Genomic DNA, 13,008 nt, shown 5'->3' on the forward strand with positions numbered 1-13,008 from the left:
GCCCACCCCCACCCGCCGTAACCAGATCACCAGCGTCTGGGTCCTGCTCCGCGCCGTCGCCCCCGAGCTCGACGAGTGGGCCCGTTACTTCGCGGCCGGTGCCGGTAAACGGGCCGCCGCCGAGGCCGGAATACCCCGGGTGGTCAGCGCCCGGGAAGCCGACGACCTGCTCCGCGCGGCCGAGCAGTTCGTCTCGGTGGTGGAGACCGCGCTCGGTGTGGCCCACCAGCCGGCACTCGACGGCCTCGCCGCCTGACCCACGGCGCGTGAGCGGCGTACCGGTCCGCCGGCGGTGACCAGCACCGGCGGTGACCAGCGCGGCCTCTGCCGCCCCTGGCCGCCCGGTGCCCTGCTCCGGCCCGGGTGCGGTCCGCCGCCGTGCCCTACCTGGCCGGCGGCCCCGGACTGTCCGGGTCACGCCGGACGGAGGCGCCGGCCGTCCGGCGGGGGGAGCCGGGCGGCCGGCATGAGCGGCGAGGTCGGCGCGGAGCTCCGGGGCGTCCTGCCCATCGCGTGACCGACGACCGGATCAGCGCCGACCGCGCGGTCCGGGGCCCGGCGCGGCCGACCCGGGCCTGACAAGCAACACCTGATCCAACAGCGACACGACGGGGGGTTGGTCCGATGGCGGGCCACATGGTGGTCGGTTCCGCCGCGCTGGCCGGGCTGGTCCGTCCGGCCAGCGCACCGGACCCGGCCGGCGGCCACCGGGTGCTGCCGGTGGCCCCCGAGCTGACCGGCCTGCTGCCCAGCCGAGGGCTGCGACGCGGCAGCACGATCGCGGTCGCCGCCGGTCAACCGCGGCACAACGGCGGCGCCTCGTTGGTGCTCGCGCTGCTCGCCGAGGCGTCCCGGGCCGGCTCGTGGTGCGCCGTGGTGGGGGTGCCGACGTTCGGGGCGGGCGCGGCCGCCGAACTGGGGATCGCCCTGGACCGGCTCGCCCTGGTGCCGAACCCGGGCCCCGAATGGGCCACCGTCATCGCCGCGCTGATCGACGGGGTGGACGTCGTGGTCACCGCGGTGCCCGCCGCGGTCTCCGCCTCGGTCGCCAACCGGCTGGCCGCCCGGGCCCGGCAGCGGGGCAGCGTGCTCGTCCCGTACGGCCGGTGGGAGGGCGCGGACGTGACGTTGCAGGTGGTCCGGGGCGCCTGGGAGGGGCTCGGGCCGGGCCGGGGCCGGCTGCGCCGCCGGGAGGTCACCGTCTCGGCGCGTGGGCGCGGGGCGGCGGCCCGGCCCAAGGAGATCAAGGTCTGGCTGCCGGATGACGAGCTGACCCGGGTGATCCCCCGCGCCGTGGCCTCCGCCGTCGGCGGCCCGACCGCCGGTCGGTCCCGCCCGGTGGCCCCGCCCGGCCGTACCGTCGCCGGGGTCTCCCGGCGCGGCGCGCTCACCCTGGTCGGGCCGGCATGACCGACGCGCCGGTACGCACCCTGCTGCTCTGGTGCCCGGACTGGCCGGTGCTCGCCGCCGAGGTCGTCGACGGGGTGCCCGCCACCGGCCCGGTCGCCGTCCTGCACGCCAACCGGGTGGTCGCCTGCTCGGAGCGGGCCCGGGTCGAGGGGGTGCGGCGGGGCCTGCGCAAACGGGAGGCGCAGGGCCGTTGCCCCCAGCTGACCGTCGTCGAGTACGACCCCGGGCGCGACGCCCGGGCGTTCGAGCCGGTGGTCGCCGCGGTGGAGGAGCTGGTCGCCGGCGTGGAGGTGGTCCGGCCCGGGGCCTGCGCGGTGGCCGCCCGGGGGCCGAGCCGCTACCTCGGCGGCGAGGAGGCGGCCGCCGAACAGATCATCGAGCACGTCGCCCAGACCTGCGCGGTGGAGGCCCAGGTCGGGATCGCCGACGGGGTCTTCGCCGCCGGCCTGGCCGCCCGCACCGGGCGGGTCGTACCGCCGGGCGGCACCCCGGCCTTCCTCGCCGGTCTGCCGGTCGAGGCGCTGGGCCGGCCGGCCCTGGCCGACCTGCTGCGCCGGCTCGGCGTGCGCACCCTCGGCGACTTCGCCGCGCTGCCCGCCGGCGACGTGCTGGCGCGGTTCGGGTTCGACGGCGCGCTCACCCACCGGCTGGCCGCCGGGCGGGACCACCGCCCGCTCGCCGTCCGCCGGCCGCCGGCCGACCTGACGGTGACCGCCGAGTACGACGAGCCGGTCGACCGGGTGGACGCGGCAGCGTTCGCCGGCCGGGCGCTGGCCGAGCAGCTGCACGACCGGCTCGCCGGGCACGGGCTGGCCTGTACCCGGCTCGGTATCGAGGCGGTCACCGCGCACGGCCAGGAGTTGCACCGGGTCTGGCGCCACGACGGGCTGCTCACCGCCGCGGCCATCGCCGACCGGGTCCGCTGGCAGCTCGACGGGTGGCTCACCGGCAGCAACGGCCGCGGTGGGGCCGGCCGGGCCCGCCCGACGGCCGGGATCATCCGGCTGCGGCTGATCCCCGACGGGGTGATCGCCCAGGCCGGCCTGCAACCCGGGCTGTGGGGGGAGACCGGTGAGGAGCGGGAGCGGGCACATCGGGCGTTGAGCCGGGTGCAGGGCATCCTCGGTCCGGAGGCGGTGTTCACCGCGGTGCTCGGCGGCGGGCGCTCCCCGGCCGACCAGGTGCGCCTGGTGCCGTGGGGGGACGAACGGCTGCCCGCCCGCCCCGGTGGGCCGCCGCGTCCCGGCGAGTCGGCACGACCGGGGGAGCCGCCGTGGCCCGGCCGGCTGCCGCCGCCGGCGCCGGCCGTGGTGCTGCCCACCCCGCTCGCCGCGGTCGTGCACGACGCCGACGGTGAGCCGGTGGTGGTCAGCGCGCGGCTGCGGCTGAGCGCACCGCCCGCCCGGTTGACCCTCGACGCCGCCCGTCCGATGGAGATCACCGGGTGGGCCGGCCCGTGGCCGGTCGACGAGCGCTGGTGGGCGCCGGCCGAGGCCCACCGGCGCGCCCGGTTCCAGGTCGGGCTCGCCAACGGCACCGCCCTGCTGCTCGTGGTCGAGGCCGGGCGGTGGCTGGTGGAGGCGATCTATGACTGAGCGCGGCGGTCCGGTAGCCGGGCGGCGGCCGCGGGCGGGTGTGGCCGGATGAGCTTCCACAACCCCAAGATGCCCTGGTCCGAGCTGGAGCGGGTGCTCTCCGGGCGGCCCGCCTCCGCCGGTGGGTCCGGCCGGGGGCGCTCCCGCGACGAGCGGCACCTGCACGTGGTCGACCCGCTCGCGGTGGACGCCGACGGCGGGGACAGCCCCGCCTGGAGCCGGAAGCGGGAGCAGTACCACCCACCCGCCATCACCCGTGCCGAGGGCGCGGTGCCGTACGCGGAGCTGCACGCCCACACCAACTTCAGCTTCCTCGACGGGGCGAGCCATCCGGAGGAGCTGGCCGAGGAGGCGGCCCGGTTGGGGCTCACGGCGCTCGCCGTCACCGACCACGACGGCTTCTACGGCGTGGTGCGCTTCGCCGAGGCGGCCCGGACGCTGGGCCTGCCCACCGTCTTCGGCGCCGAGCTCTCGCTCGGCCTGCCCGGCCCGCAGAACGGCGAACCGGATCCGCTCGGGCGGCACCTGCTGGTGCTGGCCCACGGCCACGAGGGGTACGCCCGGCTCGCCTCGACCATCTCCCGGGCCCAGCTGCGCGGCGGGGAGAAGGGCCGCCCGGTCTACGGCGAGCTGGAGGAGGTCGCCGAGGAGCTGCGCGACCACGTGCTGGTGCTCACCGGCTGCCGCAAGGGGCACGTTCCGGCGGCGCTGCTCACCGAGGGGGTCGAGGCGGCGGCCCGCGAGCTGGACCGGTTGACCGCGCTCTTCGGCGCGGAGACGGTCGCGGTGGAGCTCACCGACCACGGGCACCCCGTCGACGCCGACCGCAACGACGCGCTCGCGGAGCTGGCGGCCGCGGCCGGCCTGCCCACGGTGGCCGCCAACAACGTGCACTACGCGACCCCGGGACGGCGTCGGCTGGCCACCACGGTCGCCGCCGTACGCGCCCGGCGCAGCCTGGACGAGATCGACGGCTGGCTGCCCGCCGCCGCCACCGCCCACCTGCGCAGCGGCGCGGAGATGGCGGACCGGTTCGCCGCGTATCCGGGTGCGGTGGCCCGGGCCGCCGAGTTCGGCGCCGAACTCGCTTTCGACCTCCAGCTCGTCGCGCCGCAGCTGCCGGCGTACCCGGTTCCGTCGGGGCACACCGAGATGAGCTGGCTGCGGAGGCTGACCTACGAGGGGGCGCGGGAGCGCTACGGCCCCCCGGAGGCGCATCCGGCGGCGTACGCGCAGCTCGACCACGAGCTGGACATGATCGAGACGTTGGGGTTCCCCGGCTACTTCCTGGTGGTCTACGACATCGTCACGTTCTGCCGGGAGCAGGACATCTACTGCCAGGGGCGGGGCTCGGCGGCGAACTCGGCGGTCTGCTACGCGCTGCGGATCACCAACGTCGACGCGGTGCGGCACCGGCTGCTCTTCGAACGGTTCCTCGCGCCGGAGCGGGACGGCCCGCCCGACATCGACGTGGACATCGAGTCCGACCGGCGGGAGGAGGTGATCCAGCACGTCTACGCCCGCTACGGCCGGGAGCACACCGCCCAGGTGGCGAACGTCATCTCGTACCGACCGCGCTCGGCGGTGCGGGACGTGGCCAAGGCGTTCGGCTTCTCCCCGGGGCAGCAGGACGCCTGGAGCAAGCAGATCGACAGGTGGGGCGCGGTCGCCACGGCCGACGTGGCGGACATCCCCGAGCAGGTGGTCGAGTACGCCAACGAGCTGCAGACGTTCCCCCGGCACCTGGGCATCCACTCCGGCGGGATGGTGATCTGCGACCGGCCGGTCATCGAGGTCTGCCCGGTGGAGTGGGGGCGGATGCCCGGCCGCAGCGTGCTCCAGTGGGACAAGGACGACTGCGCCTCCGTCGGCCTGGTCAAGTTCGACCTGCTCGGCCTCGGCATGCTCTCCGCGCTGCACTACGGCTACGACATGATCGGGATGAGCCTGGACCTCGGCGACATGACGCTGGACGACCCGGAGGTCTACGACATGCTCTGCCGGGCCGACTCGGTGGGGGTGTTCCAGGTGGAGAGCCGGGCGCAGATGGCCACCCTGCCCCGGCTCAAGCCCCGCGAGTTCTACGACCTGGTGGTCGAGGTGGCGCTGATCCGGCCCGGCCCGATCCAGGGCGGCTCGGTGCACCCGTACATCCGGCGCAAGAACGGCCAGGAGCCGGTGGAGTACGCGCACCCGCTGATGCGCAACGCGCTGGAGAAGACCCTCGGCGTGCCGCTCTTCCAGGAACAGCTGATGCAGCTCGCCATCGACCTGGCCGGCTTCGACGCGGCCGGGGCGGACCAGCTGCGCCGGGCCATGGGGGCCAAGCGGTCGGTCGAGCGGATGGCGCAGATCGCCGACCGGCTCTACGCCGGCATGGCGGAGCGGGGCATCACCGGGGAACTGGCCGACGACGTCTACCGGAAGCTCACCGCGTTCGCCAGTTACGGCTTCCCGGAGAGCCACGCGATGAGCTTCGCCTACCTGGTCTACGCCAGCTCCTGGCTCAAGCGCTACCACCCGGGCCCGTTCCTGGCGGCGCTGCTCAACGCCCAGCCGATGGGCTTCTACTCACCGCAGACCCTGGTGGACGACGCCCGCCGGCACGGCGTGCAGGTGCGCCGGCCGGACATCAACGCCAGCGGCGCCCTGGCGGTGCTGGAGTCCACGCCCGACACCCGGTGGGGCAGCGCGCCGGGGGAGCCGCCGCACGCCTGGGGGCTGGGCGGTCCGGCGGTCCGGCTCGGCCTGGCCGGTGTGCGTACCCTCGGCGACGGGGTGGCGGAGCGGATCGAGGCCGAGCGGGTCGCGAACGGGCCGTACCGTGACATGCCGGACGTGGCCCGGCGGGTCGGTCTCACCGCCGCGCAGCTGGAGGCGCTGGCCACCGCGGACGCCTTCGCCTGCTTCGGGCTCACCCGGCGGCAGGCGCTCTGGGCCGCCGGTGCGGCGGCGCAGGATCGGCCGGGCCGGTTGCCCGGCACGGTGACCGGCGCGGCCGCGCCCACCCTGCCCGGCATGGAGGCGGTCGACCGGCTGGTCGCGGACGTCTGGGCCACCGGCCTGTCACCGGAGAACCATCCGGCCACGTTCATCCGCCCGCGCCTCGACGAGCTGGGCGCGGTGCCGATCGCCCGGCTCGGCCGGGTGGAGCCCGGCCAGCGGATCCGGGTCGGTGGCATCGTCACCCACCGGCAGCGGCCGGCGACCGCCGGCGGGGTCACCTTCCTCAACCTGGAGGACGAGACCGGCATGCTCAACGTGACCTGCTCGCCGGGGTTGTGGCAGCGCTACCGGCGGGTGGCCCGGACCAGCACCGGGCTGGTGGTGCGGGGCCGGCTGGAACGGTACGAGGGGGTGATGAACCTGGTCGCCGACCGGTTGGAGGCGATCCAGCCGCCGGTCAGCCCGGCCTCCCGCGACTTCCGCTGACCCGTTGACCCAATGGCCCGCCGGCCTCCCGCAGGTCGGGCGACACGGACGGGGACCCCGCGGGTTCGGGCGTGGACCTGGCCCCGTGGGTCGGGTGACGTGGACCTGGCCCCGTGGGTCGGGCGATGTGGACCCGGCCCCGCGGGTCGGGCGACGCGGACAGGAACCCTCGCGGGTTGATCCGGCGACGGGCCGAACCCGGCCCGTGCGTCAGCCGGCCAGGCCGATGAGTGCCGTGCCGGCGCTGCCGAGCAGCCCGACCAGCACGATCCGCCGGAACAGCCGCGGATCGAGCCGGTGGAAGAGTCGGTTGCCCAGCCACCAGCCCAGGGGGACGGCGGGGAGGGCGGCGAGGGCGATCCGCCCCACGTGGGTGTCCACCTGCCCGGTGAGCAGGAAGCCCGCCAGCCCGATCAGGCCGGTTCCGGCGAACGTCGCCGACACCGTCGCGCGGAAGGTACGCGGGTCGTAGCCGAGGGAGTGGAACGCGGCGACCAGCGGCGGGCCGTTGGTGCCGGTGGCGGCGGTGAGCACGCCGACGAGTACCCCGACCGCGCCGAGCCCGACCCGGCCGGTGCGCATCCGGGCGCCGCTGGCCACCAGCACGACGCAGCCGAGCACCACCACCGCGATCAGCGCGCTGAGCAGCCGCGGCGGGGCGTACGCGAGCACCAGCAGGCCGCCCGGCACCCCGAGCAGCGCGGTGGCGGTGAGCATCGCGGCCGTGCGCCAGCGGGCGTACGCGCGCTCCCGGACGGCCGCGGTGAGGGTCAGCCCGATGCTGGTCAGCGCCGACACCACGACCGCGCTGCGCGGGTCGATGGCGACGGCGAGCAGCGGGACGGTCAGCAGGGCGTACCCGAAGCCGCTGACCGCCTGGGCGAACGCCCCGAGCAGCACGATGCCGAACGCACTGAGCAGGACGAGCACCCGACGAGCCTGGCCCTCGCCGGTTGCGGTCCGGACGCCGGGCCGGCCGCGCGAGACCCGGGACACAGCCCCGGAGCGGAGCGCGTCGCCCCGGCCCGGGTTTGAAAAGTCGCGCTACCGGAGAAGTGCAGGTCGGCGCGGGTGGGAGATCCGCGCGGCCTGGGGGAGGAAGCAATGTCACGGAAACTGGGTGCGGCTGCGCTCGCCGGGGTGCTCGCCCTGGCCGCCGGTGGCTGCGGGGGAGTCGGCGGCGGGGACGACGCCGGTGGGACCGCCACCTCGGGCACGCTCAGCACGATGGGGTTCGGCCTCTCCGACGAGATCGCCACCAGCCGGGTGGACGCCTTCAAGCGGGACCACCCGGACGTCGACCTGAAGATCACCGAGGGCGCCTTCGACGAGCAGCAGTTCCTCTCCGCGGTGGCGTCGGGCAACCCGCCGGATCTGGTCTACATGGATCGCAAGCTCATCGGGACGTACGCCACGCGGGGCTCGATCCAGCCGCTCACCGACTGCCTCGACGAGCAGGGCATCGACATGGGGCAGTACCGGCAGGCCGCACGCGACCAGGTCACCCTGGACGGCACCGTCTACGGCATCCCCGAGTTCTCCCAGGTCCGCGTGCTCTACCTGAACGAGGGTCTGCTCAAGCAGGCCGGGATGACCGCCGACGAGGTGAACCTGGCGGACTGGTCCGGGCTGCCTCGGCTCAACGCGAAGCTGGCCAAGGTGCCCGGCGGCAAGCTCACCCGGATCGGCATCGACCCGAAGATCCCCGAGTTCCTGCCGATGTGGGCCAAGGCGAACGGCGCCGATCTGATCAGCCCGGACGGGCGGACCGCGAAGCTCGACGACCCGAAGGTGGTCGAGGCGCTGAGCACCGGGCTGAAACTCATCCAGGACCAGGGCGGGTTCGGCAGGTTCAAGTCGTTCCGGGACACCTTCGACTTCTTCGGCGCGCAGAACCCGCTGACGAAGAACCAGATCGTCGCCTGGCCGATGGAGGAGTGGTTCCTCAACCAGGCGGCCAAGAACAGCCCGAAGGCCGAGCTGGCGGTCAAGCCGTTCGTCGACCGGCAGGGCAAGCCGCTGACCATGTCCAGCGGGCAGGCCTGGGTGATCACCAAGGGGGCGAAGAACCCGGACGCCGCCTGCGCCTTCGTCAAGCAGATGACCGCCACCGACACGTGGTTCGCCGCCGCCAAGGCCCGCGCCGACGCCCGCAAGGCCGCCGGCCAGCCGTTCACCGGCGTCTGGACGGGCAACCTCGCGGCGGATCGCAAGATCTTCGACGAGCTGTACCGGCCGACCGGCAACAAGCGGTTCGACGACGCGGTGGAGACGGTCCGCAAGGTGCAGGACATCGCGTTCGCCATGCCGGCCTCACCGGCCGGGGCGGAGTTCGACAAGGCCTGGTACGACGCGGTGAACCGGGTGCTCGCCGGCCAGGCGCAGCCGGCCGAGGCGCTGGCCCGGGCCCAGCAGGAGGCGACCGCCGCGCTGGACAAGGCCGTGAAGTAGGCCGGCCATGACGACCACCACCGTCCGCACCCCCACCCCGGGCAGGCGACGACGACGTCCGTCGCTGGCCCGGCGGGAGGCGCGCTGGGCGCTGCTCTTCCTGGCGCCGTGGATCGTCGGGTTCCTGGTGTTCCAGGCCGGCCCGATGATCGCCAGCGCCTGGCTCAGCCTCACCGAGTACGACGTCATCAACCCGCCGGAGTACACCGGACTGGACAACTACCGGCAGTTGATGTCCGACCCGCAGGTCGCCCGCAGCCTCGGCAACACGGTCTACTACACGGCCCTGCACGTACCCCTGGTGATGCTGCTCTCCCTCGGCCTGGCGCTGCTGCTGAAGCGGGTCGGCCGGTTGCAGGGGTTCTTCCGGACCGTCTTCTACCTGCCGGTGATGACCCCGGCGGTGGCCGTCGGCATCCTCTTCCTGCTCCTGCTCAACACCCAGGACGGTCTGATCAACCGCGGCCTCGCCCTGATCGGTGTCGACGGCCCGAGCTGGACCACCGACCCGAACTGGGTGATGCCGGGGATCGTCCTGATGAGTCTCTGGAGCCTCGGCTCCACCGTGATCATCTACCTCGCCGCGTTGCAGAACGTGCCGCGCGACCTGTACGAGGCGGCGAGCATCGACGGCGCGGGCGGCTGGGCCCGGTTCCGGCACGTGACGCTGCCGATGATCTCCGGTGCGCTCTTCTTCACGCTGATCGTCAACACGATCGCGTCGCTGCAGATGTTCACCGAGGTCTACACCATGTACTTCGGCAACCGGGAGACGCAGAACACGTTCAACAGCGACGCGGCAACGTTCTACGTCATCCATTTGTTCCAGGAGGCGTTCCAGTTCCTGCACATGGGTTACGCCTCCGCGATGGCCTGGCTGCTGTTCCTGATCATCTTGGTGATAACCCTGGTGCAGGTGAAACTCAGCAACAGGTTCGTGTACTACGAAGGAGAAGAGCAGTGACGGGGAACAACGGTCACAACGGAGTGGCCAACTCGCGTCGTACCCGCCTGACCGCCGGCTGGGTGCCGGAGCACCACCTGGAGCCGCGCGAGTACGAGGTGACGGACGGTCCCGTGGCCAACGCCCGGCGCTCGCGTGTCGAGCGCGACCCGGCGGCGGGAGGGGAGTCGTGACCTCAGCCGTCGAGCGGAGCGCCGTCGCACCGGTGTCCGGCGTCGAGCCGGCCCGGGCGGCGCTCCGCCGTCCGGCGGCCGAGGAGGCGCGGCGGCCACGCTGGCAGCGGGTGCTCTTCGTGGCCGCCCTGGCCGGGGCCGCGGTGACCTTCCTGCTGCCGTTCGTCTGGCTGATCAGCGCGTCGCTGCGCCCCCGCGCGTACGTCTTCGCGCCCGGGTTCCTGCCGCTGCCGTTCGCCCCGGAGAACTACACCGCGGTCTGGGGCGTGGTGCCGCTGGTCACCTGGCTGTTCAACAGCCTGGTGGTCGGGGTGGCCGCCGCGGCCGCGGTCACCATCTCCAGCGCGTGGGTGGCGTTCGGTTTCGCGTACTTCCGCTTCCCGGGACGCAACCTGCTCTTCGGGCTGGTACTGGCCACCATGATGCTGCCGTTCGCGGTCACCATGATCCCCACGTACCTGATCTGGTCGGAGCTGCGGCTCACCGACACCCAGGTGCCGCTCTGGGCGGGGAACCTGTTCGGCTCGGCCTTCTACATCTTCCTGCTGCGGCAGTTCCTGCTCTCGCTACCGCGCGAGTACTTCGAGGCCGCCCGGGTGGACGGGGCCAGCTACCCGCAGCTGTTCTGGAGACTCGCGTTCCCGCTGATCCGCCCGGCGCTGCTGGTGGCGTTCGTCTTCGAGTTCAAGGCGAGCTGGACGGACCTGCTCAAGCCCCTCATCTACCTGCGCGACGAGCACCTCTACACCCTGCCCCGCGGCCTCAAGGTGGTGCTGGACCGCTTCGGCTACGGCGGCGAGCAGCAGTGGGAGGTGGTGCTCGCCGGGAGCGTGGTAGCCACCGTACCGATGATCATTCTGTTCTTCCTCGCCCAGCGCCACTTCATCGAGGGCATCGCCACCGGCGGTCGCAAGGGCTGACGGCGCCGGCGGAGCCCATCGACGGATCCGCCGGCGGAGGGGCCTCCGGCCGACACGCCGGAACCTGACTAGGCTCGACCGGGTGGAGCAGACCCGAGGCCGGTTCACCGGGCCGCCGCTGACCCCCCGTACCGCCGTGATCTGGTCGGTGCTCCGTGCCGAGCTCGAACGGCGGGGCGGCGAGGAACTGACCGTGCTCGACGTCGGCGGCGGCACCGGCGGATTCGCCGTCCCGCTCGCCCAGGCCGGGCACCGCGTCACAGTGGTCGACGCGAGCCCCGACGCGCTCGCCGCGCTGACCCGGCGGGCCGCCGAGGCGGGCGTGGCGGACCGGGTCCGCGCCGTGCAGGGCGACGGCGACGCGCTGGCCGGTCTCGTCGAACCCGCCGACGTCGACCTGGTGCTCTGCCACGCCGTGCTCGAGGTGGTCGACGACCCGGTCTCGGTGGTGGCCGCGCTGGCCACCGCGCTGCGGCCCGGCGGCGCGGCGAGCGTACTGGTCGCCGGTCGGGCCGCCGCGGTGCTCGCCCGCGCCATGAACGGCCACCTGGACGTCGCGGACACCCTGGCCACGGATCCCGCCGGCACCGCCGGGGCCCGGGACACCCTGCGGCGGCGGTACGACGTCGACGGCGCGGCGGCCCTGCTGCGCACCGCCGGGCTGGTGGTCGAGGAGATCCACGGCGTACGTGTCCTCGCCGACCTGCTGCCGGCGGCGGTGGCCGACGGTCAGCCGGGTGCCCTGGTCGAGCTGGAGCGGTCGCTCGCCGGCCGGGCGCCGTACCGGGATCTCGCCGCCCAGCTGCACCTCTTCGCCCGCCGGCCGGCATGACCGGGCCGGCCACCTCGCGGGCGCCCGGCCCGCCGGAACCCGACCTGCCCGAGCCGCTCTCCCCGGTCGCGCCCCGCTACGGCGACGGCAGCCTCGCCGACGTGCTCCCCAGCGCGCTCGCCGTGCTCGGGGTGCCGGGCGCCGTCGACCGGCTGGGCCTCTCCGAGCGGCTGGCCGGGGTGCGCCGGATCGCCGTGCTCCTCGTCGACGGGCTCGGCTGGTACCAGATCCCCACCGCCGCCCCGTACGCCCCGACGCTGGCCGGGCTCGCCGCGACGGCCGGTCGGCCGCTCACCTCCGGCTTCCCGTCGACCACCCCCACCAGCCTGGTGACGCTGGGCACCGGTGCGGCGCCCGGGGCGCACGGCGTGCTCGGCTTCACCGTCCGGGTGCCCGGTACGGAGCGGGTGCTCAGCCACATCGAGTGGGCCGCCGACCCGGACCCGCTGCGCTGGCAACCGGTCCCGACCCAGCTGGAGCGGGCCCGCGCGGCCGGCGTCGCGGTGACCGTGGTGAGCCGCGCCGAGTTCGGCGGCAGCGGGTTGACCGTGGCCGCCAACCGGGGCGGGGACTTCCGGGGGGCGGCCGGCGTCGACGCGCTCGCCGGGACCATGCTGGCCGCGCTGGCCGCCGGGACCGGGCCGACCCTGGTCTCCGGCTACCACCCCGACCTGGACCGGCACGGCCACCTCACCGGCGTCGACTCGGCGCCGTGGCGGGTCGCCGCGACGGAGGTGGACGCCCTGATCGCCCGCCTGGTGGACGGCCTGCCGGCGGACGCCGCGCTGCTGGTGACCGCCGACCACGGCCAGCTCGACGTGCCCGCCGGGCACCGGTTCGACCTGGACACCGACCCCCGGCTGCGCGCGGGGATCCAGGTGGTCGCCGGGGAGGCCCGGGTGCGCTACCTGCACGTGACGCCCGGTGCGGCCGACGACGTGGTGGCCGCCTGGTCGGCGGTGCTCGGCGACGCGGCCCGGGTGTGCACCCGTGACGAGGCGGTCGCGGCCGGCTGGTTCGGGCCGGTCCCGGCCGAGCACCTGGCCCGCATCGGCGACGTCGTGGTGATCTGCAACGACACGTACGCCGTCCTGGCCACCCGCTCGGAGAGCCCGCTCGCGTCGCGGCTGGTGGCGTACCACGGGTCGGACACGGCGGCCGAGATGACCATCCCGCTGCTGGTGGTGCGGGGCTGACCGGGTCCCGTCGTACCCCCCCGGATAACCTGCGC

11 protein-coding genes are annotated in these 13,008 nt (G+C 74.7%); 10 read left to right on the plus strand and 1 reads right to left on the minus strand.

Going from position 1 to position 13,008, the window contains the following annotated elements; genetic code table 11:
* The 4 genes from E1211_RS14400 to E1211_RS14415 all read left to right on the plus strand — a co-directional run.
* Nucleotides 1–256, plus strand: a 256-nt coding sequence (locus tag E1211_RS14400) for an SAV_6107 family HEPN domain-containing protein (protein ID WP_243709535.1), incomplete at its 5' end; no start/stop codon positions are given.
* A gap of 368 nt (nt 257–624) precedes the next feature.
* Complete coding sequence (locus E1211_RS14405) at nt 625–1,410, plus strand: hypothetical protein (RefSeq protein ID WP_132349247.1); 786 nt, start codon at nt 625–627, stop codon at nt 1,408–1,410.
* The gene (locus E1211_RS14410) at nt 1,407–3,005 is read left to right on the plus strand and encodes a DNA polymerase Y family protein (RefSeq protein ID WP_132349249.1); all 1,599 of its coding nucleotides are present in this window, start codon (nt 1,407–1,409) and stop codon (nt 3,003–3,005) included. The genes E1211_RS14405 and E1211_RS14410 overlap by 4 nt, the downstream gene beginning before the upstream one ends.
* 48 nt (nt 3,006–3,053) lie before the next feature.
* On the plus strand, nt 3,054–6,437 hold the full coding sequence (locus E1211_RS14415; RefSeq protein WP_132349251.1) for an error-prone DNA polymerase: 3,384 nt from the start codon (nt 3,054–3,056) through the stop codon (nt 6,435–6,437).
* Between the two features lie 210 nt (nt 6,438–6,647).
* Here the strand turns inward: E1211_RS14415 and E1211_RS14420 are convergent, their stop codons facing one another.
* Nucleotides 6,648–7,367: a sulfite exporter TauE/SafE family protein gene (locus tag E1211_RS14420; protein WP_165947256.1), complete on the minus strand. Its 720-nt coding sequence runs from the start codon at nt 7,365–7,367 to the stop codon at nt 6,648–6,650.
* A gap of 174 nt (nt 7,368–7,541) precedes the next feature.
* Between E1211_RS14420 and E1211_RS14425 the strand changes: the two genes are divergently transcribed.
* The 6 genes from E1211_RS14425 to E1211_RS14445 all read left to right on the plus strand — a co-directional run bounded on the left by E1211_RS14425 (nt 7,542) and on the right by E1211_RS14445 (nt 12,973).
* A complete protein-coding gene (locus tag E1211_RS14425; protein WP_132349255.1) occupies nt 7,542–8,888 on the plus strand; it encodes an extracellular solute-binding protein in 1,347 nt (448 codons plus the stop codon).
* Nucleotides 8,889–8,895: 7 nt separating this feature from the next.
* Entirely contained in the window at nt 8,896–9,852 is a 957-nt protein-coding gene (locus E1211_RS14430) for a carbohydrate ABC transporter permease (RefSeq protein WP_132349257.1), read from the plus strand.
* Complete coding sequence (locus E1211_RS32500; RefSeq protein WP_165947257.1) at nt 9,849–10,025, plus strand: hypothetical protein; 177 nt, start codon at nt 9,849–9,851, stop codon at nt 10,023–10,025. Before E1211_RS14430 ends, E1211_RS32500 begins: the two co-directional genes overlap by 4 nt.
* Nucleotides 10,022–10,945, plus strand: coding sequence for a carbohydrate ABC transporter permease (locus E1211_RS14435; RefSeq protein ID WP_132349259.1), 924 nt, complete (start codon nt 10,022–10,024; stop codon nt 10,943–10,945). Before E1211_RS32500 ends, E1211_RS14435 begins: the two co-directional genes overlap by 4 nt.
* 64 nt (nt 10,946–11,009) lie before the next feature.
* Entirely contained in the window at nt 11,010–11,777 is a 768-nt protein-coding gene (locus E1211_RS14440; RefSeq protein ID WP_132349261.1) for a methyltransferase domain-containing protein, read from the plus strand.
* A complete protein-coding gene (locus tag E1211_RS14445) occupies nt 11,774–12,973 on the plus strand; it encodes an alkaline phosphatase family protein (RefSeq protein ID WP_132349263.1) in 1,200 nt (399 codons plus the stop codon). The genes E1211_RS14440 and E1211_RS14445 overlap by 4 nt, the downstream gene beginning before the upstream one ends.
* The last annotated feature ends 35 nt before the right edge of the window (nt 12,974–13,008 follow it).

The sequence above is a fragment of the Micromonospora sp. 15K316 genome (assembly GCF_004348525.1).
Classification (GTDB): domain Bacteria; phylum Actinomycetota; class Actinomycetes; order Mycobacteriales; family Micromonosporaceae; genus Micromonospora.

Coding starts and splice junctions, on each gene's coding strand:
- E1211_RS14445 (WP_132349263.1), top strand. CDS start 11,774: ATGACCGGGCCGGCCACCTCGCGGGCGCCCGGCCCGCCGGAACCCGAC.
- E1211_RS14405 (WP_132349247.1), top strand. CDS start 625: ATGGCGGGCCACATGGTGGTCGGTTCCGCCGCGCTGGCCGGGCTGGTC.
- E1211_RS14430 (WP_132349257.1), top strand. CDS start 8,896: ATGACGACCACCACCGTCCGCACCCCCACCCCGGGCAGGCGACGACGA.
- E1211_RS14410 (WP_132349249.1), top strand. CDS start 1,407: ATGACCGACGCGCCGGTACGCACCCTGCTGCTCTGGTGCCCGGACTGG.
- E1211_RS14415 (WP_132349251.1), top strand. CDS start 3,054: ATGAGCTTCCACAACCCCAAGATGCCCTGGTCCGAGCTGGAGCGGGTG.
- E1211_RS14425 (WP_132349255.1), top strand. CDS start 7,542: ATGTCACGGAAACTGGGTGCGGCTGCGCTCGCCGGGGTGCTCGCCCTG.